Below are 20,533 nucleotides of genomic sequence, written 5' to 3'. Positions count from 1 at the left end.
AAGTAAATCTGTCAACTTATCTTTACACCTTTGTCAACTAGATATATTGACAAGCGACTCCATTTTTATAAGCCATATCAATGATTCCACCACCTAGGCATTCTTCGCCATCATAGAAAACAACAGCTTGACCTGGTGTAATGGCACGTTGTGGTTCATCAAAGACAACTTCTGCTTTGTCACCTTTAACATGTACTGTAACTTTAGAGTCTGGTTGACGGTAACGGAATTTTGCTGTAACTTCTATTGTAAATTCTTCAGGCATATCACGTGTAAAGTGAATACTTGAAGCGTCAAGGCTAGTTGACATTAATGATTCATGGTAGAATCCTTGACCAACGTAAAGAATGTTTTTTGAAAGGTCTTTTCCGACAACAAACCATGGTTGATTATCGCCACCTTGTTGTCCACCAATACCAAGACCTCCACGTTGACCGATTGTATAATACATCAATCCAGCGTGTTCACCCATATCACGACCATCAATAGTCATCATACGACCTTTTTGCGCTGGTAAATATTGACTAAGGAATTCTTTAAAGTTCTTTTCACCAATAAAGCAAATTCCTGTTGAATCTTTTTTCTTAGCTGTAGCAAGACCTGCACGTTCTGCAATTTTACGTACTTCTGGTTTTTCCAAATGACCAAGTGGGAACATTACTTTTTGCAATTGTTCTTGTGACAATTGGCTCAAGAAATAAGTTTGGTCTTTGTTATTGTCTGCTCCGCGAAGCATGTGAACTGTACCATCTTCATCACGAGAAACTTGTGCGTAGTGTCCAGTCGCCACGTAATCAGCACCAAGTGTCATAGCGTAATCAAGGAAAGCTTTAAATTTGATTTCTTTGTTACACATAACATCTGGATTTGGTGTACGTCCTGCACGATATTCCGCTAGGAAATATTCGAAAACGCGATCCCAATATTCCTTTTCAAAGTTAACAGAGTAGTAAGGAATACCAACTTGGTCAGCTACAGCTGCTACATCTTTATAATCTTCTGTTGCTGTACACACACCGAATTCATCTGTGTCATCCCAGTTTTTCATGAAAACACCGATAACATCGTAACCTTGTTCTTTCAAAAGAAGAGCTGTTACAGACGAATCAACGCCTCCACTCATACCGACAACAACACGTGTTTTTGAATTATCTGTCATGATAATCCTCCCATCAAGATATTTTTCGAACATAGGCTTGAAGGGCCTAGTTTTTCAAAAATCGATTTGAAGGTCGATTTTGAATGCGTGAAACCACGCGAAGTCTATTATAACATGAAATCTCTATTATGTAAGTCTTTTATGCTTTCCTTTTACATTTTTTTCTCATTTTTAATCAAGTTAAGCGGTTTATTATCGTTTACCCAAGTCATATCCTTTGTTATAATAAGTAAGCATAGATTCTTAAAGGAGCAGATATGAAAAACCTTAAATTCCAATCCGTATTTGACATTATCGGACCTGTTATGATTGGCCCATCAAGCAGCCACACTGCTGGAGCTGTTCGTATTGGAAAAATTGTTAACTCTATTTTCGGAGAAATCCCTGATTCCGTAACATTTCACTTATATAATTCATTTGCTAAAACTTACCGTGGACACGGAACTGATAAAGCACTCGTTGCTGGTATCCTAGGAATGGATACCGATAACCCAGATATTAAAAATTCATTAGAAATTGCTCACCAAAAAGGCGTTCGTATTTATTGGGATATCCTAAAAGATAGCAATGCCCCTCACCCAAACACTGCTAAAATCACCGTAGAAAAAGGGGATAAAACAATGAGCATCACTGGTGTCTCAATTGGTGGTGGAAATATCGAAGTGACTGAGCTTAATGGATTTTCTGTCTCTTTAAAAATGAATACGCCAACCTTAATTATCGTTCACCAAGATATCCCTGGTATGATTGCCAAAGTAACAGATATTCTTTCTGAACACAACATCAATATCGCTCAAATGAACGTTACTCGTGAACGTGCTGGTGAAAAAGCAATCATGATTATTGAAGTTGACTCACGTGATTGTCATAAGGCTGTTGAACAAATCCAACATATCCCGCACTTACACAATGTGAATTTCTTTGATTAGAAAGGAAAAGAATGTTTTATTCTATTAAAGAATTAGTTGAACAAGCCGATAAAGACTTTAACGGTAATATTGCTGAACTAATGATTACCACAGAAACAGAATTAAGTGGGCGTAGCCGTGAAGAAATCATTCACATCATGAAAAAAAACCTTCAAGTCATGAAAAATTCTGTTACTGATGGACTCACTCCTAGTAAATCAATTAGCGGTTTAACCGGAGGAGATGCTGTCAAAATGGACAACTATCTAAAATCTGGCAAAACCTTATCTGATACAACTGTGCTAACAGCCGTACGAAATGCTATAGCTGTCAACGAATTAAATGCTAAAATGGGACTGGTTTGTGCCACACCGACAGCAGGCTCTGCTGGATGCCTACCTGCCGTTTTAACAACAGCTATTGATAAATTAAACCTTTCTGAAGAAGAGCAACTTGACTTCTTGTTCACTGCGGGTGCTTTTGGACTTGTTATTGGAAATAACGCATCGATTTCTGGTGCTGAAGGTGGTTGTCAAGCCGAAGTCGGCTCTGCTTCTGCAATGAGTGCAGCAGCTCTTGTAAAGGCCGCTGGAGGGTCTGCTTATCAAGCTAGCCAAGCTATCGCCTTTGTTATAAAAAACATGCTAGGTCTTATCTGTGACCCTGTTGCAGGGCTTGTTGAAGTTCCTTGCGTTAAACGTAACGCCCTTGGATCTAGTTTTGCGTTGGTCGCTGCTGATATGGCACTTGCTGGCATTGAATCACAAATTCCAGTTGATGAAGTAGTCGATGCGATGTACCAAGTTGGATCTAGTCTTCCAACGGCGTTCCGAGAAACCGCTGAAGGTGGCTTAGCAGCCACACCAACTGGACGCCGCTTACAAGCTAAAATATTTGGTGAATAATCCACCTAGTATTGAAATACTAAGCGCTAATTTTCTTGCTAATTGACGATTTTGTCAATCAACGTTGACAAAATTTACAGGAGAGTAAATATGAAATCAATCTTATTCGACCTTGATGGAACACTAGTAAATTCTAGCCCCGGTATTAAAGCAGCTTTTAATTATGCTTTTGAAAAGTTACACCTACCTTTACAAACAGATAAACAACTGTCAACATTTATCGGACCTCCATTAGAAGTAACTTTTGGGCAATATTTTGACCAAGCAGACGATGTCAATCACGCTATTAAAACCTTTAGAGACTATTATGGGGAAAAAGGTGTCCATCAAGTCTCTCTTTATAACGGTATCTCAGAAGCACTACAAGAGTTAAACAATCTAAATTACTCACTATTTGTTACCACAAGTAAACACCAACCAATGGCTAATCTCATGTTGTCAGAACTTGGTATCATTTCACATTTTAAAAAAGTCTATGGTTCTACTCCTCAACATTTCCATAAAGCTGATGTGATTAATGCCTGTCTCACAGAACAAGGTATTCAAGCACATGAAGCGGTTATCATTGGTGACACAAAATTTGATATGATTGGTGGTCAAAAAACAGGTGTCAGAAGACTCGGAGTAACATGGGGATTTGGCAGCCTAGAAAGCTTACAAGAACATGGCGCTGAAAGTATTTGCCATCACCCACATGACATTAAAAAAGCACTATCATCTTTATAAGATGATTAGTGCTTTTTCTTTTATTAAATTAGTATCCCCAAGCTGAAAGTCCTTGTGAATTATAAACATTAATAGCAGTTGTAATTTGATCTTGAACAGTAGCTGTAGAACCCCAACCTGGCATCGTTTGGAACAAACCTGACGCTCCTGATGGATTGGCAACATTTGGATCACCATTAGATTCACGAGCAATGATTGCTTCCCAAGTTGACTGAGGAACACCCGTAGCAGCAGCCATTTGTGCTGCTGCAGCTGAACCAATAGCGCCTGCTGTATTTCCGTTTGCAGCAACTACTGTAGATGCTGATGATTGAGTGGTTGAAGATGGTACTGTAGAGCTTGTAGCTACAACAGTCGTAGCATCAGTAACTGGTGCAGATTCAGAACTTGCTACTTCAGATTCCGATGTCTCCTCTACAGATGATGATTCAACTTCTTCACTTTCTTCTACAGAACTGCTAGGCTCTTCTGATTCAGCTTCTGTAGAACTAATATTTGTTGATGACATGTCAGAGCTTTCTGAACTTGACGTTGATACAGATTTAGCAGCTCCTGCTTCTGAACGAGTTGTAATAGTTTCTGCAAATGCTTCTATTTTTGGAATAAGAACAACAATCATTGCCGCAACAAAAATGACTCCAAGGATGCTGACAATAATATTTCTGATTTTTCTATGTTTTGCTTTAGTAATCCTACTATACATAATAAATAAAATATATACCTCTCTAGAACTCCTGTTTCCTATCATATAATTTATTTATTACTCGGAGATTGAAAATATGTTAAAAATATTACAGAGATATTGAAATTAACACCAAGTTCCCAATGAAAACGCTAATTTTTTAAAGTAAAACAAAAAAGATTGAAGAAATTTCTTCAATCTTTTTATTCTAATACTGGTAATTCTATCTCTAAATCTTAGTACCAACCATTTGCATTCCAGAATGCAAGGGCAGCTGACCATGAACCATAACGTCCTGCAACGTATGAATCAGCAACACGTTCTTGGTTTTCAGCTGACAAGTCACCATTTAGGTATGACATTGTCAATTGGTAACGACCATAATATTGACCATTTTGAGCTGTGTAGCTACCGCTTGATTCGCGTTGAGCAATGATTTCTTTAGCTTGAGCGTCTGAAGTACCCAAGTTTGATGTGTAAGAAGTTGTTGTTTCAGCTTGCGCAGCTGGTGCTGCTGCAGCTGAGTTATCAGTAGCTGCTGGTGCAGCTTCTACTGTAGCAGTTTCAGTTGCAACTGGTGCAGTAGCTTCTGGATCTAGTTCTAAGATTTGACCTACAGTAATGAAGTCAACATTTGCGATGCTGTTTACTGAAGCCAATTTTTCAACTGTTGTGTTGTAAGTTACAGCAATTTCAGAAAGTGTATCACCTGATTTAACTGTGTATGAATCTGCGCTAGCAACTGTTGGGATAATTAGTGCTGCTGCAGCGGCTACACCGGCAAGACCAAGTTTAATAGATTTCGATTTAGTTTTAAAAATATTTGTTTGCATTATATGCTCCTTTTTTTGTTTCAAAATTAGTACAGGCTATATAATACAGACTTAATGTTACTCTGGTTTTAGAGTTATATTAAAAATATTACAATTACATTCTTATATTATAAAGAAAACGCCTACAAATTAGGCATTTTAGCTTTCTTTAAGAAAAAATAAGAGAATTCCTAAAATTATGACAAGCAAAATGGTTACTGAATCTTTAACTGTCCACTGTAAAATTCGATATTTTGTACGTCCATCTCCACCTTGATAACCACGTGCTTCCATGGCAAGAGCTAATGCATCCGCACGTTTAAAACTTGAAGCAAAGAGTGGAATGAGGATTGGAATAATCGATTTAACCTTTTGAATAAGACTTCCTTCACCAAAATCAACTCCACGCGCTCTCTGAGCTTTCATAATACGTGTCGTATCATCCATCAATGTCGGAACAAAACGCAAACTCAAAGAAAGCATTAAACCAATTTCATGAGCAGGTACTTTAAAACAAACAAAAGGTTTCAGCAAAGATTCAACAGCATCTGCGAGACTCAACGGTGTTGTTGTCAAAGTTAGAAGCGTTGAAAAGAAGATAATCAAAACAAAACGCATGAATATCAATATCGCTTGACTAAACCCATAACTTGTTATTTTCAAAAAACCAAATTGAAAATAAGTTTCTCCCCCATGTGTGAAGAACATTTGGAACAAAGTCGTAAATAAAATAATACCAATCATGGGACGAACACCTCTTAAAAAGAAGCTGAGTTTAATCTTCGATAATAAAACAACTACTAAAGTAAAAGCAATCATCAATAGATTAGTAACAAGATTATTCGCCCAAAAAACAATGATAATATATAAAATCATCGCTAGAAGCTTACTACGCGGATCTAAACGGTGAATTAATGAATTTCCAGGTACATAACGACCAAGTATTAATTTATCCATGTTTCACCACCTCTGTAAATTCTTCTATAGTAATTGGTAAAGTATCTAAATGTAGACCACGCTTTACAAGCTGTTGAGCAAACTTGGTGATTTTTGGAACACCTAGTTGCTTACTTTCAAGAAATTCAACATCTTGAAAAACTTCTTTAGGATATCCTGAGCGAACTAATTTGCCGCCTTCAAGAACATTAACATAATCAGCATAATTAGCAACATCGTCCATTAGATGGGTTACTAACACAATTGTCATCCCATTTTGGTGTAATTCTTTAAACAATGTCATCAATTCACGGCGCCCTTTAGGGTCTAGACCTGCTGTCGGTTCATCTAGGACCAAAACTTCTGGTTCCATAGCTAGAATACCAGCAATAGCCACACGACGCATTTGACCACCAGAAAGCTCAAAAGGATTCTTTTCAAAAAACTCTTCATGAATCCCAACCATAGCCAATTTTTCACGTGCTAACTGCTCAGCTTCTTCCATAGAAACACCAAAATTTTGTGGCCCGAATGCCACATCTTTAAGGACTGTTTCTTCAAAGAGCTGACTTTCAGGAAATTGAAAGACTAGACCAACCTTTTTGCGAACAGGCTTAATTTCCTTATTCTTTGAGTTAGCTGTAATTTTAATATCATCAACAATTACAGCGCCCTCTGTAGGAACGTTAAGACCATTCAAAAGCTGCATAATTGTCGACTTACCTGATCCTGTATGTCCAATGAAAGCCGTATAAGAGCCTTCTTTTATAGTAAGATTAATGTCAAAAAGGGCACGCCCTTCAAATGGTGTCCCCGCTTGATATGTGTAATTTACGCCTTCAAGAGTAATTCCCATAACTGATCTTCTAATTCCTTTTCCGTAAGATAATTCTCTGTAAATTCAAACCCTTTATTCTTTAAAGTAGAGATAAGATTGGCTGAAAAAGGAATATCCAATCCCAAAGTCAATAATTCTTCTCCTCTAGCAAAGAGTTCTCGCGGTGTTGAACTTGATTCAACTTTTCCTTTCTTCATAACCAAGACACGATCGCTTAAGGCAACTTCATCCAAATCATGAGTAATAGACACAACCGTCATATTGTATCGGTCACGAATCTCTTTAATTGTTTGAATTAATTCTAGACGTCCTTCTGGGTCCAACATGCTAGTCGCTTCATCTAAAATAATAATGTTAGGACGCATTGCAATAGCCCCTGCAATAGCCACACGCTGTTTTTGACCACCTGAAAGACGAGCTGGTTCACGATCAGCAAAAGCTGACATGCCAACAAGTTTGAGAGCTTCTTTCACACGTGCTTGCATCTCTTCTAATGGAATTCCCTTATTTTCCAATCCAAAAGCGACATCGTCTTCAACGGTAGCGCCAACAAATTGATTATCTGGATTTTGAAAAACCATTCCAATTTTCTGACGAATGTTCCACACGTTTTCTTCGGTTAAAAGTTCTCCTTCAACAAATATTTGACCTGATTCAGCAGCCAACAGTCCATCAATTAAACGAACTGTTGTTGATTTTCCTGAACCATTATGCCCAATGATAGACAACCATTCTCCTTGTTTCACGTGAAACGATAAATTATCTAAAGTGTAATTTTCTTGATGATCAGTATATTTGAATGTTAAATTTTTGACGTCAATACTGTTAAATGTCATTTAAATGTGTCCTTAAAGAGGAAGCCTGCCCCTTTGAAATAATCATAACCAGAATAAATTGTGAAAATCAAAGCGACATAAAGTAAAATTGTTCCAATAATTGAAAAATGGAAAAGCAAGAAGATAATTGAAAACATTTGGGTAAATGTTTTGATTTTACCTGGCATAGCAGCTGCTAAAACTGTTCCACCATTTTCAACAAGTAGTAAACGAAGGCCAGTAACTGCCAATTCACGGCAAATGATAATCGCAGCAATCCAAGCAGGAATCATCCCCAATTCAACGAGCATGATAAATGCTGTCATTACTAACATTTTGTCAGCCAGTGGATCTGCGAATTTACCAAAGTTTGTAACAACTTGCCATTTTCTTGCAAGATATCCATCTAAATAATCAGTAATACTTGCCAATGCAAAAACTACTGCTGCAACCGCATGACCTGCAGTATTATTCCAGATACATAGAATTAAAATAAATACTGGAATCAAGACAATACGACCTAATGTTAACAAATTAGGAATGTTTTCTTTTTTTGTAAAATCTATTTTCATTTTCCTACCTTACTGAATGTTAATTGTAATATAGCTTAATGTTGTGCTTGTCAAAGCTGATGTATCAACCGCTTGACCATTGATTGAAACTGTAACCCCTGCAGTCACCCCAAGTGTAATCACAGATGTTTTTGTACCTGCAGGAAGTGTTGCTGAATAGCTTGAAACTCCCGTTGAAGAAAGAAGCGTTCCAGCATCACCAGCTTCTGAATTACTTACAGAAACCCAGCTGCTATCTGCACCAGACAAACTAATGTCGACAGTCAAACTGTCTGTAACATTTGATAGATTAACCGTTAAGTTGCTTCCGCCTCCCTCAGTTTCCATCTTCAGTGCCTTTTCATCAGATGAAGATGATTCACTTGTTGAAGATGAACTTTCTGTTGTTGAAGAACTGCTTGAAGCAGATGAACTGTGAACAACAGAATAAGTTGGATTTGAACGGTTACTGTCGCTTTGAAGCTGTGTCCAAGTCACAAAAGAAACAAAAGCTAAAATACCCAAAGCAACTAAACAAAGCAAAATAATTGGAAGATAAGATGCTGTTGTTTCTGAACTCTTATAACGACTTGAACGCGAACCAACACCAAAATCATCCGTTTGTTCAACTTTTGACTTAGGAGCCTGTTTCTTCACTTGTTGCTCTGCTTTTTTATGACTCGGTACAATTGTAATTCTTTCGTCATCCTTGACAGTTGGTTCTTCTTTAGCTGCTTTCTCATCTAATTCAGCCACTTGTTCTCGATAGCGCTTTAATAGTTCAGCTGCATCAACTTCAACCAACTCTGCATATTGTTGAAGATATGTTTCAACTTCATCCTTAGGAATTAATTTAAATTTTTCTAGCTCTAATGCTAAAAGATGTGGTGAAGGAATTGCTGTTTTTTCTTCGACATCTTCTAGTGTCAAATTTTTGGCATTACGACCTTTTCTTAAGATCTCACCAATTGTTTCTTCTCTCATACAAGGTTTCCTTTAATAAAATATAATCAGATTTATTATAGCAAATTTTGACAAGTATTTCGATTTTATTTTGGTAGGATTGTGAATTCTGTCGCATCTGATTGCGTTAAGAAATCAATTCCTGTTTTAAGAACTTCTTCAAAACTTAAAGTCCTTAAAATTTTAGGTACGGCTAAGTAAGTTTCGTCATCAGATAAATGGTTTATAAATTGAGTTGACATATTGTCAATTGAATCCATACTCTTGAAAAAGTCTCCATAAAGCTCTTTTTTTACAATTTCAAAATGTTCCTCTGATAAGTCATCCAAATCATCAGACATTACAACTTTATCTAAATATTGTCGAATATTAGTAGCCATAGCAATTGGTACTGAAGTGTCTAAAGAAATAACCAAAAATTGGAATTGTTGATAGACTTCAATTTCAAAATCAAATGAATCATCAATTTGACCACTTTCGTAGAGTTCTTGATAACGTTTTGATGTCCATCCTAAAATCATGGCAAAGAATATTCTCAAAGATAGTTCTTGACGTAATGTAGAAGCCCCCTCAACTAAAGCTGGACCTCTTAATCCAATAGCTAATTTTGGTTGAGTCACTTCCATTTGAACAGCTGTTTTAGGGACAACAGGTTCATAGATTAATTCTTGACGATCAAGATCATGAGATACACAACTTTTATCTTTTTGACTCTCTTTAATTTGGTTAAAGATATCATCCTTATCAAAATTACCAACAACCAATAGCGTCATTTCTCGCGGTGAATAAAAAACATCATGATTTTCTTTTAAATCTTCTACAGAAATCCTAGCAATACTTTCCTGAGTCCCAGCAATATCTCTAGCAAGAGCTGTTTTAGGGTACAAATTTTCAAGAACTCCTTGATACAGACGATAATCAGCATCATCCTGATACATATCAATCTCTTGTTCAATAATAGACTTCTCTCGTTCAATTGACTCTTCTGTAAAGGCTGTATCTGCTACAAAATGTTGCAACAAATCTAAATTTTCTTTTAAATGATCAACCGTCGAAAAATAGAAACATGTCTTATCAAAAGTTGTAAAGGCGTTACTGTTAGCGCCTGCGTTAGTAAATAATTCAGATACATCTTGTCCATTTTCCAACTCAAACAACTTATGCTCTAAGAAATGAGCAATGCCTTCTTCATATACTTTTACACTTTCATCTATTGTAAACTTGTTGTCAAGGGAACCAAAATTGACAACTAACATACCACAACTTTCTTGAAAATCGGTCTTAGGAATTAAAAAAACTTTCAAGCCGTTTTCTAATACGGCAGTATACAAATTTTCACCAATTTCAGGGAAAACTTTTTCAACTAATTTTGTCATTTACTTTCCCTCCAAAAAATATAGTGCTTGTAATTTGATTTTTCTTGTCAATTGAAGAATGTCTGCTTTACTAACTTTGTCAATGTTGTCAATCATATCATCAACGCTATAGTGATTCTTCAAATATTGGCTATTATAGCTGCGTTCAATCAATACTTTAGGAGAATCTTCAGCTAGTTTTAAATTAACCTGCAGCATTTTTTTCGTTTGTTTTAGAAGTGCTTCAGAGAAACGTCCTGACTTAATCGTTGAAAATTCTTTGTTAATTAGTTGCATCGCACGATTACGATTTTTCTTGTCAATTCCAGCGTAAACATTCAGTAAACCTGTAAAGATATCAAAGTGACTTCCAATGGTATACGCAAGACCTTCTTTCTCGCGAACCTCTGTAAATAAACGTGAATGCGCAAAACCTCCAAATAAGCCATTAAAGATAAGCAGTGTAAAGTAATCCTTGTCACCATACCGAGTTGGGAAAGAATATCCCAACTGTAAAACCGATTGATTAACTTCTCTATGCTCTAATTTTTCCTGAACAATATTATTAAAGTCTTGTTGGTAGTCAAATACTAAACCTTTGTGACGATCTTCGAAAGGAAATCGATTAAATAATTGCAGCATGCGATAATCATCAAATTCCCCTAATAAAAAGATATCTAGGCGGTCTTCTCGAAGCATCTTTTGAAATTCTTGGAAAGCAGTATAAGAATTTTCAGTAGCTGCTAACTCTGCTGTTCCATATTTTGAAGTTTGAAAAGCTGGATTCGTAAAGAAAAGTTTTTTAAGACCTAATTCACTACTGTAAAAACTATCGTCCTTATCAGCTTTTAAATAATTAATTAAGTTTGCTTGCTCAAGTTCAAATAACTTAGATTGATACTGTTCAACTGTTACAAGTGGTGAAAAAAGGACTTGATACAAAAACTCAATGACTTCTTCCAAGAGGTTTTCTTTAGTCATCACATACTGATTCTTCATGAAGGCTAATTCAATATCGACAATATGAACCAATCCTTTTGTTGATACTTTAGTTGACAAAGTTGCTCCATAAAGACTTGCCAAACGCTCTCTAAATCGTTGAGCAGTTGGATATTTCTCATTGGCAGTTGCTAAAATTTGAGCCACTAAAACACGTCGTGCTACCGTTTTTTGATTAAAATCTCCAGAAAACCGAAAAGTAATATGGTTCATTTTGAATTTTTCATTTTTGATTAGATGTAACTCAACACCATCAACTATTTTCATTACAAATTCCTTACTAAAAACACTTTATTAGCTAAAATTATACCACGTTTATGTTATAATTACTTGAATTATAAAATGGAGAAAACGATGGAATACAAATTATTTGATGACTATATTACCCTACAAGCTTTACTAAAAGAACTGGGGATTATCCAAAGCGGTGGTGCTATCAAAGCTTATTTAGCAGAAACAACCGTTCTCTTCAATGGCGAAGACGAGAAACGCCGCGGTAAAAAAATTCGTATTGGTGATGTTGTAAGCATTCCAGAGGAAAGTATCATTATTGATATTATCGCACCAACAGACAAAGAAAAAGAAGAGCACCTTGAAGCCATGGCTGAAAAAGCCCGTGTTGCTGCAATTGTTAAAGAATTAAACGCTAAAAATAAAAAAGATAAGAAACAAAGTCAGCCTAAAAAGCAAGTTAAAACAAACAAAGAACGCAAACCCGTTCGTTTCCCAGGAACTTAAATATGTGGATTCAAAAAATAGCGTTAAAAAATTATCGTAATTATTTAACTAATGAGCTTGAATTTTCCCCTGGACTTAATGTTTTTATTGGAAAAAACGCCCAAGGAAAAACTAATTTCTTAGAAGCTATTTATTTCTTATCTTTAACACGCAGCCATCGCACACGTACAGACAAAGAGCTAATTCACTTTCAAGAAAAAGAACTTCGGGTTTCAGGAATATTACAACGCTCAAGTGGTATGGTACCTTTAGAAATCGACCTATCAAGCAAAGGACGAGTCACTAAAGTTAATCACCTCAAACAGGCCAAATTATCTGATTATGTTGGTGTTATGACAGTAGTATTATTTGCACCTGAAGATTTGCAACTCATTAAAGGAGCACCTAGTCTCCGTCGAAAATTTATTGATATTGATTTAGGGCAAATCAAGCCTGTTTACCTGTCTGATTTATCTAATTATAACCATGTCCTCAAGCAACGTAACACCTACCTAAAAACAGCTGAAAAAGTTGATGTCAACTTTCTAGCAGTTCTTGATGAGCAATTAGCTGATTTTGGTAGTCGTGTAATGGAACATCGATTAGACTTTATTTCCAATTTAGAAAAGGAAGCTGACCGATATCACTATGCTATTTCTAATAAACTAGAGCATTTAAAGATTCATTATCTATCATCTATTCCCTTTCAGGACAAAGCTGAAATCAAAAAACAATTTTTAAAAGCTTTGGAAAAGAATCGCAAACGTGATATTTTCAAAAAAAATACCGGCGCAGGTCCTCATCGTGATGATTTAGAATTTTTCATCAATGACATGTCTGCTCATTTTGGTAGCCAAGGACAACACCGTAGCTTGATTTTATCTCTTAAAATGGCTGAGATTGAACTTATCAAGAATGTCACTGGTGATTACCCAATCCTTCTTCTTGATGACGTTATGAGTGAACTAGATAACTACCGACAAACAGAGTTATTAAAAATGATTATTGCTAAAAATGTTCAAACCTTTATCACAACAACAAGTCTTGAACATTTATCACAACTTCCAGAAGAGTTGAAAATTTTCACTGTTAATCAAGGAAATATTGAAGAAAACTAAAAAAGCTGGCAAAAGCCAGCTCTTTTTATGTTTACAATTAAATTGACACTACTGTCAATGATAATTAGTAAGATTTAACAATTCCTAGTAAGACTGCACCAAGAACAAAGCATGCAATACCAATTGCCAACCAGCGCATTTCTTTGCGTGTTTTTGTTTCACCCAAGAAGAGGATACCACCCATAATAGAAATAATAACACCTAATTGTGAGAAACTAAAGGCAATAGCAAGACCTGCTTTTGCAGCTGCAAGAAGCATGAAGATGTTACCAACACCCCACATCAAACCAACGATTGCGTTTTTGATAACAACTGTTTCAAATTTAACGTTAAATTTCATGAACATAGCAGCACCAAGTACCATACCTACGGCCATTGGGAAGATAACAGCTAAAGCATCGAATTTCATGATGTTGTTAAATAGAATAGTGTAAGAAAGGTAACCAACTGTTGAGTAAGTCAAAGCACGGAAACCTTTACCAAAGTCAGTAAGTTCGCTAGTTTCAACTTTTTCAGCATCTCGTTTACTTGTAAAATAGAATCCGATAACCAAAAGAAGCAAAGCAATAATACCAAGTGTGTATTGAACTGGTTTGCTCCATTCACCAAATACAATGGCACCAATCAAGCTACCAAATACAAGTTGAGCACCACTTGACAATGGGTTACCTACTGAAACACCCATGTATTGCATTGCGCGGAATTGACCGTTTTGACCCATAGACCAAAGCATACCACCAATAATCCCGACAACCCAAAGTGATACTGACATTTCTGGTTGAACAAACAACCATACAACAAAGGCAAATAAAAGCGCCCCTAAAGTCATTCCTAATGTTTGTTGATCTGGTTTACCTCCAATTTTGTTGCTGACAAACCCGATACTTCCCCATGCTACCATGGGAATTAATGCAAATAAAATACCCTGCATTTTTTCTCCTTTACGATATGTTTTACAGATTAGTAAACGTTGTTTACACTGTTGTAAATATATAATTAACTATTCGCTTTTTATGAAAACGCTTTTTCAGAAAAGTAAAAGAAAATTTCATGTTTTTTGCGAACATAGTTACATATTCTACCATACAACCCACCATTTTGTAAAGGCCTACACAAAAAAATCTCTGATAAGTTGGTAAACTTATCAGAGATTTTATATATAACATCAATTTATCTTAGTGTACTGAATAGTTTGGTGCTTCATTTGTAATTTGAACATCGTGTGGGTGACTTTCAATCAAACCAGCTCCTGACATTTCAACAAATTGAGCTTTTTCATGAAGGGCTGTAATATCTTCAGCACCAACATAACCCATACCAGCACGAATACCACCTAGAATTTGGAAGACGATATCAGCTACAGCACCTTTATATGCTACACGACCTTCAATTCCTTCTGGAACAAGTTTGTTAGCTTCATTGACTGATCCTTGGAAGTAACGATCGCTTGAACCTTTCTTCATAGCTGCAATTGATCCCATACCACGGTAAGTTTTAAATTTACGACCTTGGTAGATTTCAGTTTCACCCGGTGCTTCATCTGTACCAGCAAACATAGAACCAAGCATTACAGCATTACCTCCTGCTGCCAAAGCTTTTACGATATCACCTGAGTATTTAATACCACCATCAGCGATGATTGTTTTACCATATTCACGCGCAACAGCTGCAGCATCGTAAATAGCTGTAATTTGAGGAACACCAACACCTGCTACAACACGTGTTGTACAGATTGAACCAGGACCAATTCCGACTTTAACAACGTCTACACCTGCTTCATAAAGAGCACGAGCACCTTCCGCAGTTGCTACATTACCAGCAATCAATGTACGTTCTGGGAAGTGTTGACGAATTTCAGCAATTTTACGTAGAACACCAGCTGAGTGACCGTGTGCAGTATCGATAACAATAGCGTCTGCTCCAGCTTCAAACAAAGCTTCAGCACGCTCGAATGTATCTGAAGTAACACCGACAGCACCTGCAACCAAAAGACGACCGAATTCATCTTTAGCAGCATTAGGGAATTCAATAACTTTTTCAATATCTTTGATAGTGATAAGACCTGACAAACGTCCAGCTTCATCAACCAAAGGCAATTTTTCAATACGGTGTTCGTGAAGGATACGTTCAGCAGTTTCCAAATCAGTTCCAACAGGAGCTGTTACCAATTCTTCACTTGTCATATGTGCAGAAATTGGAGCATGGTAATCTGAGATGAAGCGCATATCACGGTTTGTGATAATCCCTACCAATTTACGATTTTCAAGAGTTTCAACAATTGGAACACCACTGATGCGGTAACGTTGCATCAATTCTTCTGCTTCAGAAACAGAATGTTTAGGTGTTAAGAAGAAAGGATCAATGATAACACCGTTTTCTGAACGTTTTACTTTACGGATTTCTTCTGCTTGTTCTTGAATTGACATATTTTTGTGAACAACACCAAGACCACCCGCACGTGCAATAGCAATTGCCATTTTACTGTCAGTAACAGTATCCATAGCCGCTGTCACGATAGGAATGTTCAATGTCAAATTTTTTGCAAGTTTTGTTTGCATGTTAACTTCGTTTGGAAGAACATGACTTTCAGCAGGAATGAGTAGTACGTCATCAAAAGTGTAACCTTTTTTCAAAAATTTAGTGTCCCAATTTGACATTAAATAACCCTCTTTTCTATGTATTTGTAGGGATTTTTTAACCCCAGCTAATTTTTTATTGTTACTATAATAACACGCTCAAATCATTTGTCAATAAATTAAATTCAATTTTTTTCCAAAAATTCTTTCCTATATTAGACTGATTATTTGTGCAATTCTCATTTAAAACAAATGTTACTAATTATCAAAAAAACTCCAAGGCTTTTGCCTTAGAGTTTTATCAATTTTAGAAGTAGTTAATACCCATAGCTGCTTTAACTTCAGCAAGAGTTTGCCCCGCAACTTCACGAGCTGCTTCACTTCCTTTTTCGAGCATACGGAATACTTCACCCATGTCTTTTGCATATTCTAAACGACGTTCACGAATTGGCGCCAATTCACGTTCAAGAATCTCAAGCAAGTAACGTTTTGTTTTTACATCACCAAGACCACCACGTTGGTAATGTTCTTTCATAGCAGCAATCTCTGCTTGATCTTCTTCACGTCCAAAAATATCAAGGTAGTGGAAAACCATGTTTCCTTCAATTTGTCCTGGATCTTCAACACGGATATGATTAGGATCTGTGTACATGCTCATTACTTTTTTACGAACAGTATCAGCATCATCAGACAAATAGATACCATTTCCAAGAGATTTAGACATTTTCGCATTACCATCTAGCCCTGGCAAACGACCAGCTGCTTCATTTTTAGGGAAAATTCCTTCTGGTTCAACCAAAACATCTGTTTTATAAGTGTGATTGAAGCTACGTACAATTTCACGTGTTTGTTCAATCATTGGTTTTTGGTCATTTCCAACTGGCACATAATTAGCTTTAAAAGCTGTAATATCTGCTGCCTGAGAAATTGGGTAAACCAAGAATCCTGTTGGAATTGAGCTACCAAAACCTTTTTGAGCAATTTCTGTTTTAACTGTAGGATTGCGTTCCAAACGTGACAATGATACCAAGTTCATGTAGTACATTGTCAACTCAGCCAACTCAGGAATCTGACTTTGAATGAAAATCGTAGATTTGGCTGGATCAAGTCCTACTGACAGGTAGTCCAATGCAACATTTCCAACTGATTCTCTGATAATTTCAGACTCTTTAGCATGGTCTGTCAAAGCTTGTTGGTCTGCTAAGAAAACAAACATATCATATTTGTCTTCATTTTGTAGAAGTACACGATTTTTTAGACTTCCAACATAGTGTCCTAGGTGCAATTTCCCTGTTGGACGGTCACCTGTTAAAATAATTGGTTTTGCCATTTTATCACCTCAAAATTAATTTCAAAAATAAAACACCCACACGTCGTAAAACGACGTGAGGGCGTTATCAATACGCGGTACCACCTCAATTGATAGGAGAATCCTACCATCTCTTTACCACTATAATAAAAATTTACACGATAAATGTAAAGATTATTCTTTTTAACCATCAGCCCATTCATGTAAGGTTACTACTGATTCCCAGCACCATCAGCTCTCTAAAAGTACGCGTTTACATTACTCTTCTGAATCTCCTTCATTTTATGAAATTATAGCCTCTTTGTCAAGCTAACACCACCTTTTCTCCTAAATCATCCCTATCAATAAAATAGAATAATTATACATTTCGTTTCTTAATTAAATTAGAAAATGAGAAATTCCTTTTTACCAGCAAAAATCTTGACGATAAAGGGCTTCTTTGCCATAATATAATCGTTTGTTATAAAAAAGAGGACTACATATGAAGAAAAAACTAATTGATTTTGGGCTCGTAACTGCTGGAGCCTTTATTGCTGCTGTTGGCTTTAACAGTTTTTTCCTTGAAAACCATATTGCTTCTGGTGGTGTTGTTGGATTAGCTGTTAGTTTGAAGGCTTTATTCGGGTGGAATCCTGGTAATTTCGTTATGATTACCAACGTTCCATTGCTATTAGCTTGTTTTCTTTTTCTAGGAAAAGAGACATTTTTTAAGACTATCTATGGCTCTTGGATTTATTCTATTTTTGTTAAATTAACAGAAGGTTTGCCAAATTTGACTCATAATCCACTTCTTGCTGCTTTATTTGGTGGCATCATTTGTGGATTTGGTTTGGGAGTTGTTTTCTGGGGAAATTCTTCAACTGGTGGTACAGGTATCATCACACAAATTCTCCATAAATACACTCCACTCCCACTAGCTGTTGCCATGACAATCGTTGATGGTTGTAGTGTAGCTATGGGATTTGTTGCTTTTGATGTTGACACAGTCATGTACTCAATTATTGGTTTGTTAGTCATCGGTTATGTTGTTAATAGTATGCAAATTGGTGTCACTTCATCGCGCAACATCATGATTATTTCACCACAAAATGCTTTAATAAAAGATTATATCTCAACACAAGCTGACCGAGGGGTAACAGAAATTCCTGTTACTGGTGGTTTTTCAGGTGACCATCAAACAATGTTGATGACAACTGTCTCACGCCAAGAGGTTCCTCGTTTAGAAAAAAATATTCAAAAAATCGACAAAACTGCATTTATCGTTGTTATGCCTGCTACACAAGTTATGGGACGTGGCTTCAGCCTCAAAAAATACTATAAACTTGATGAAAAAGATGCCATTTTACCAATGTAACCCAAACGTAACTCAAAGCCCCACTTCTCTAATTGAAAATTGGGGCTTTTTCATGTACAATGAGCTTATAGATAAATATTATGAGGTGAAAAATTGCTTACAGTTTCTGATGTATCACTACGTTTCAGCGATAGAAAACTGTTTGATGAAGTTAACATCAACTTTACAGCTGGAAATACCTATGGTTTGATCGGTGCCAACGGTGCAGGAAAATCTACATTCTTGAAAATCTTGGCTGGAGATATCGAACCAACAACAGGTCATGTTTCCCTTGGACCAGATGAACGTTTATCAGTTCTTCGTCAAAATCACTTTGACTACGAAGAAGAACGTGCCATCGACGTTGTTATCATGGGGAATGAACGCCTTTATAACATTATGAAAGAAAAAGATGCTATCTACATGAAACCTGATTTTTCAGATGAAGATGGTGTCCGCGCAGCAGAATTAGAAAGCGAATTTGCTGAGCTTGGCGGTTGGGAAGCAGAGAGTGAAGCTTCACAATTGCTTCAAAACCTTAATATTCCAGAAGACCTTCACTACCAAAATATGAGTGAACTTGCTAATGGTGATAAGGTGAAAGTCCTTCTTGCCAAAGCTCTTTTTGGTAAACCAGATGTTCTTCTTCTTGACGAACCAACCAATGGTCTTGATATCCAATCAATTTCTTGGCTTGAAGACTTCTTGATTGACTTTGAAAATACTGTTATCGTTGTATCCCATGACCGTCACTTCTTGAACAAAGTATGTACACACATGGCCGACCTTGATTTTGGTAAAATCAAACTTTACGTTGGTAACTACGATTTCTGGAAACAATCTTCTGAACTTGCTGCTCGTTTGCAAGCTGACCGCAATGCCAAAGCAGAAGAAAAAATCAAAGAATTACAAGAATTCGTTGCTCGTTTCTCTGCCAATGCTTCAAAATCAAAACAAGCTACTTCTCGTAAAAAAATGCTTGATAAAATTGAAATTGAAGAGATTGTTCCATCAAGTCGTAAATACCCATTCATCAACTTTAAAGCTGAGCGTGAGCTTGGTAAAGACCTTCTAACAGTTGAAAACCTATCTGTAAAAATCGATGGTGAAACTGTTCTTGATAATATCAGTTTTATCTTACGTCCAGGTGATAAAACAGCCTTTATCGGACAAAACGACATTCAAACAACAGCTCTTATCCGTGCTTTGATGGATGATATCGAGTACGAAGGAACAATCAAATGGGGTGTCACAACAAGTCGCTCTTATCTTCCTAAAGATAATTCACGTGATTTTGCATCTGGTGAATCAATCCTTGAATGGCTTCGTCAATTTGCTGCTAAAGAAGAAGACGATAACACATTCCTTCGAGGATTCCTTGGTCGTATGCTCTTCTCTGGAGATGAAGTTAACAAATCTGTTAGCGTCCTTTCAGGGGGAGAAAAAGTGCGCGTGATGCTTTCTAAACTGATGCTTCTCAAATCAAATGTTCTTATCCTTGATGATCCAACAAATCACTTAGATTTGGAATCAATCTCAAGCTTGAACGATGGATTGAAAGATTTCAAAGAATCTATCATCTTTGCTAGTCACGACCACGAATTCATCCAAACTTTAGCTAATCACATCGTTGTTATTTCTAAAAATGGGGTCATTGACCGTATTGACGAAACATACGATGAATTTCTTGAAAATGAAGAAGTTCAAGCAAAAGTTAAAGAACTTTGGAAAGACTAATCATTCTGTCATAGTTTACTGTGACGTTTACAATACTTTACATTATAGAAAAGAAACAGGTTGGGATTTTTATCTCAACCTGTCTTACTAACAT

General features: G+C 36.5%; 20 protein-coding genes and 1 other annotated feature. Of the genes, 7 read left to right on the top strand and 13 right to left on the bottom strand.

What is annotated here, in order from left to right:
- Positions 1–37: 37 nt before the first annotated feature.
- Positions 38–1,159: a tRNA 2-thiouridine(34) synthase MnmA gene (gene mnmA / locus B4D49_RS07330; RefSeq protein ID WP_286783653.1), complete on the bottom strand. Its 1,122-nt coding sequence runs from the start codon at positions 1,157–1,159 to the stop codon at positions 38–40.
- Between the two features lie 257 nt (positions 1,160–1,416).
- On the opposite strand from mnmA, the gene sdaAB reads away from it, so the two are divergent.
- The 3 genes from sdaAB (at position 1,417) to B4D49_RS07315 (ending at position 3,698) form a co-directional block, all read left to right on the top strand.
- The gene (gene sdaAB / locus B4D49_RS07325; RefSeq protein ID WP_286783652.1) at positions 1,417–2,088 is read left to right on the top strand and encodes an L-serine ammonia-lyase, iron-sulfur-dependent subunit beta; all 672 of its coding nucleotides are present in this window, start codon (positions 1,417–1,419) and stop codon (positions 2,086–2,088) included.
- Positions 2,089–2,099: 11 nt separating this feature from the next.
- Positions 2,100–2,972 carry an L-serine ammonia-lyase, iron-sulfur-dependent, subunit alpha gene (sdaAA, locus tag B4D49_RS07320; protein ID WP_199544876.1) on the top strand — a complete coding sequence of 291 codons (873 nt, stop codon included), beginning with the start codon at positions 2,100–2,102 and terminating at the stop codon, positions 2,970–2,972.
- 90 nt (positions 2,973–3,062) lie between these two features.
- Positions 3,063–3,698 (top strand): HAD hydrolase-like protein, encoded by a 636-nt coding sequence (locus B4D49_RS07315; protein ID WP_132868809.1) that lies wholly within the window; start codon positions 3,063–3,065, stop codon positions 3,696–3,698.
- Positions 3,699–3,726: 28 nt separating this feature from the next.
- Here B4D49_RS07315 and B4D49_RS07310 read toward each other — a convergent pair whose 3' ends face one another.
- The 9 genes from B4D49_RS07310 to yfmF all read right to left on the bottom strand — a co-directional run bounded on the left by B4D49_RS07310 (position 3,727) and on the right by yfmF (position 11,916).
- A complete protein-coding gene (locus B4D49_RS07310; protein ID WP_132868810.1) occupies positions 3,727–4,401 on the bottom strand; it encodes a transglycosylase SLT domain-containing protein in 675 nt (224 codons plus the stop codon).
- Between the two features lie 215 nt (positions 4,402–4,616).
- Positions 4,617–5,213: a LysM peptidoglycan-binding domain-containing protein gene (locus B4D49_RS07305; protein WP_199544882.1), complete on the bottom strand. Its 597-nt coding sequence runs from the start codon at positions 5,211–5,213 to the stop codon at positions 4,617–4,619.
- A 138-nt stretch (positions 5,214–5,351) separates the two neighbouring features.
- The gene (locus B4D49_RS07300; protein ID WP_286783651.1) at positions 5,352–6,149 is read right to left on the bottom strand and encodes an energy-coupling factor transporter transmembrane component T family protein; all 798 of its coding nucleotides are present in this window, start codon (positions 6,147–6,149) and stop codon (positions 5,352–5,354) included.
- Positions 6,142–6,984 (bottom strand): energy-coupling factor ABC transporter ATP-binding protein, encoded by an 843-nt coding sequence (locus B4D49_RS07295; protein ID WP_132868988.1) that lies wholly within the window; start codon positions 6,982–6,984, stop codon positions 6,142–6,144. The genes B4D49_RS07300 and B4D49_RS07295 overlap by 8 nt, the downstream gene beginning before the upstream one ends.
- Positions 6,960–7,802: an energy-coupling factor ABC transporter ATP-binding protein gene (locus tag B4D49_RS07290; RefSeq protein ID WP_132868989.1), complete on the bottom strand. Its 843-nt coding sequence runs from the start codon at positions 7,800–7,802 to the stop codon at positions 6,960–6,962. The genes B4D49_RS07295 and B4D49_RS07290 overlap by 25 nt, the downstream gene beginning before the upstream one ends.
- The gene (gene pgsA / locus B4D49_RS07285) at positions 7,799–8,353 is read right to left on the bottom strand and encodes a CDP-diacylglycerol--glycerol-3-phosphate 3-phosphatidyltransferase (RefSeq protein ID WP_286783650.1); all 555 of its coding nucleotides are present in this window, start codon (positions 8,351–8,353) and stop codon (positions 7,799–7,801) included. The genes B4D49_RS07290 and pgsA overlap by 4 nt, the downstream gene beginning before the upstream one ends.
- A 9-nt stretch (positions 8,354–8,362) precedes the next feature.
- Positions 8,363–9,316, bottom strand: coding sequence for a helix-turn-helix domain-containing protein (locus tag B4D49_RS07280; protein WP_199544888.1), 954 nt, complete (start codon positions 9,314–9,316; stop codon positions 8,363–8,365).
- A gap of 65 nt (positions 9,317–9,381) precedes the next feature.
- Complete coding sequence (yfmH, locus tag B4D49_RS07275; RefSeq protein ID WP_286783649.1) at positions 9,382–10,671, bottom strand: EF-P 5-aminopentanol modification-associated protein YfmH; 1,290 nt, start codon at positions 10,669–10,671, stop codon at positions 9,382–9,384.
- Positions 10,672–11,916 carry an EF-P 5-aminopentanol modification-associated protein YfmF gene (gene yfmF / locus B4D49_RS07270; RefSeq protein ID WP_286783648.1) on the bottom strand — a complete coding sequence of 415 codons (1,245 nt, stop codon included), beginning with the start codon at positions 11,914–11,916 and terminating at the stop codon, positions 10,672–10,674.
- Between the two features lie 87 nt (positions 11,917–12,003).
- Between yfmF and yaaA the strand changes: the two genes are divergently transcribed.
- Together yaaA and recF are read left to right on the top strand one after the other, a co-directional pair.
- Positions 12,004–12,387, top strand: a complete 384-nt coding sequence (yaaA, locus tag B4D49_RS07265; RefSeq protein ID WP_286783647.1) for a S4 domain-containing protein YaaA — start codon at positions 12,004–12,006, stop codon at positions 12,385–12,387.
- Between the two features lie 2 nt (positions 12,388–12,389).
- Positions 12,390–13,484, top strand: a complete 1,095-nt coding sequence (gene recF, locus B4D49_RS07260) for a DNA replication/repair protein RecF (protein ID WP_286783646.1) — start codon at positions 12,390–12,392, stop codon at positions 13,482–13,484.
- A gap of 64 nt (positions 13,485–13,548) precedes the next feature.
- Here the strand turns inward: recF and B4D49_RS07255 are convergent, their stop codons facing one another.
- The 3 genes from B4D49_RS07255 to trpS form a co-directional block, all read right to left on the bottom strand.
- Positions 13,549–14,415, bottom strand: coding sequence for a GRP family sugar transporter (locus B4D49_RS07255; protein ID WP_286783645.1), 867 nt, complete (start codon positions 14,413–14,415; stop codon positions 13,549–13,551).
- Positions 14,416–14,659: 244 nt separating this feature from the next.
- Positions 14,660–16,141 (bottom strand): IMP dehydrogenase, encoded by a 1,482-nt coding sequence (guaB, locus tag B4D49_RS07250; RefSeq protein WP_074482270.1) that lies wholly within the window; start codon positions 16,139–16,141, stop codon positions 14,660–14,662.
- A 226-nt stretch (positions 16,142–16,367) separates the two neighbouring features.
- Positions 16,368–17,390 carry a tryptophan--tRNA ligase gene (gene trpS / locus B4D49_RS07245; protein WP_074482269.1) on the bottom strand — a complete coding sequence of 341 codons (1,023 nt, stop codon included), beginning with the start codon at positions 17,388–17,390 and terminating at the stop codon, positions 16,368–16,370.
- Positions 17,391–17,444: 54 nt separating this feature from the next.
- Positions 17,445–17,653 (bottom strand) — a binding site (T-box leader).
- Between the two features lie 197 nt (positions 17,654–17,850).
- On the opposite strand from trpS, the gene B4D49_RS07240 reads away from it, so the two are divergent.
- On the top strand, positions 17,851–18,723 hold the full coding sequence (locus B4D49_RS07240) for a YitT family protein (protein ID WP_074482268.1): 873 nt from the start codon (positions 17,851–17,853) through the stop codon (positions 18,721–18,723).
- A gap of 93 nt (positions 18,724–18,816) precedes the next feature.
- Positions 18,817–20,439 carry an ATP-binding cassette domain-containing protein gene (locus B4D49_RS07235; RefSeq protein ID WP_132869559.1) on the top strand — a complete coding sequence of 541 codons (1,623 nt, stop codon included), beginning with the start codon at positions 18,817–18,819 and terminating at the stop codon, positions 20,437–20,439.
- Positions 20,440–20,533 lie beyond the last annotated feature (94 nt).

It is taken from the genome of Streptococcus sp. UBA4344, assembly GCF_002393675.1.
GTDB classification, from domain to species: domain Bacteria; phylum Bacillota; class Bacilli; order Lactobacillales; family Streptococcaceae; genus Streptococcus; species Streptococcus vicugnae.
Note: the sequence above shows the minus strand (reverse complement) of the source record. Positions and strands in the feature narration are given on the sequence as shown.

Excerpts from the sequence above, each read along its gene's own strand:
- yfmH (WP_286783649.1), bottom strand. The coding sequence starts at position 10,671 with ATGACAAAATTAGTTGAAAAAGTTTTCCCTGAAATTGGTGAAAATTTG.
- yaaA (WP_286783647.1), top strand. The coding sequence starts at position 12,004 with ATGGAATACAAATTATTTGATGACTATATTACCCTACAAGCTTTACTA.
- guaB (WP_074482270.1), bottom strand. The coding sequence starts at position 16,141 with ATGTCAAATTGGGACACTAAATTTTTGAAAAAAGGTTACACTTTTGAT.
- B4D49_RS07310 (WP_132868810.1), bottom strand. The coding sequence starts at position 4,401 with ATGTATAGTAGGATTACTAAAGCAAAACATAGAAAAATCAGAAATATT.
- recF (WP_286783646.1), top strand. The coding sequence starts at position 12,390 with ATGTGGATTCAAAAAATAGCGTTAAAAAATTATCGTAATTATTTAACT.
- B4D49_RS07295 (WP_132868988.1), bottom strand. The coding sequence starts at position 6,984 with ATGGGAATTACTCTTGAAGGCGTAAATTACACATATCAAGCGGGGACA.
- trpS (WP_074482269.1), bottom strand. The coding sequence starts at position 17,390 with ATGGCAAAACCAATTATTTTAACAGGTGACCGTCCAACAGGGAAATTG.
- B4D49_RS07240 (WP_074482268.1), top strand. The coding sequence starts at position 17,851 with ATGAAGAAAAAACTAATTGATTTTGGGCTCGTAACTGCTGGAGCCTTT.
- B4D49_RS07305 (WP_199544882.1), bottom strand. The coding sequence starts at position 5,213 with ATGCAAACAAATATTTTTAAAACTAAATCGAAATCTATTAAACTTGGT.
- yfmF (WP_286783648.1), bottom strand. The coding sequence starts at position 11,916 with ATGAAAATAGTTGATGGTGTTGAGTTACATCTAATCAAAAATGAAAAA.
- sdaAA (WP_199544876.1), top strand. The coding sequence starts at position 2,100 with ATGTTTTATTCTATTAAAGAATTAGTTGAACAAGCCGATAAAGACTTT.
- B4D49_RS07300 (WP_286783651.1), bottom strand. The coding sequence starts at position 6,149 with ATGGATAAATTAATACTTGGTCGTTATGTACCTGGAAATTCATTAATT.
- mnmA (WP_286783653.1), bottom strand. The coding sequence starts at position 1,159 with ATGACAGATAATTCAAAAACACGTGTTGTTGTCGGTATGAGTGGAGGC.
- B4D49_RS07290 (WP_132868989.1), bottom strand. The coding sequence starts at position 7,802 with ATGACATTTAACAGTATTGACGTCAAAAATTTAACATTCAAATATACT.
- B4D49_RS07255 (WP_286783645.1), bottom strand. The coding sequence starts at position 14,415 with ATGCAGGGTATTTTATTTGCATTAATTCCCATGGTAGCATGGGGAAGT.
- B4D49_RS07280 (WP_199544888.1), bottom strand. The coding sequence starts at position 9,316 with ATGAGAGAAGAAACAATTGGTGAGATCTTAAGAAAAGGTCGTAATGCC.
- pgsA (WP_286783650.1), bottom strand. The coding sequence starts at position 8,353 with ATGAAAATAGATTTTACAAAAAAAGAAAACATTCCTAATTTGTTAACA.
- sdaAB (WP_286783652.1), top strand. The coding sequence starts at position 1,417 with ATGAAAAACCTTAAATTCCAATCCGTATTTGACATTATCGGACCTGTT.
- B4D49_RS07315 (WP_132868809.1), top strand. The coding sequence starts at position 3,063 with ATGAAATCAATCTTATTCGACCTTGATGGAACACTAGTAAATTCTAGC.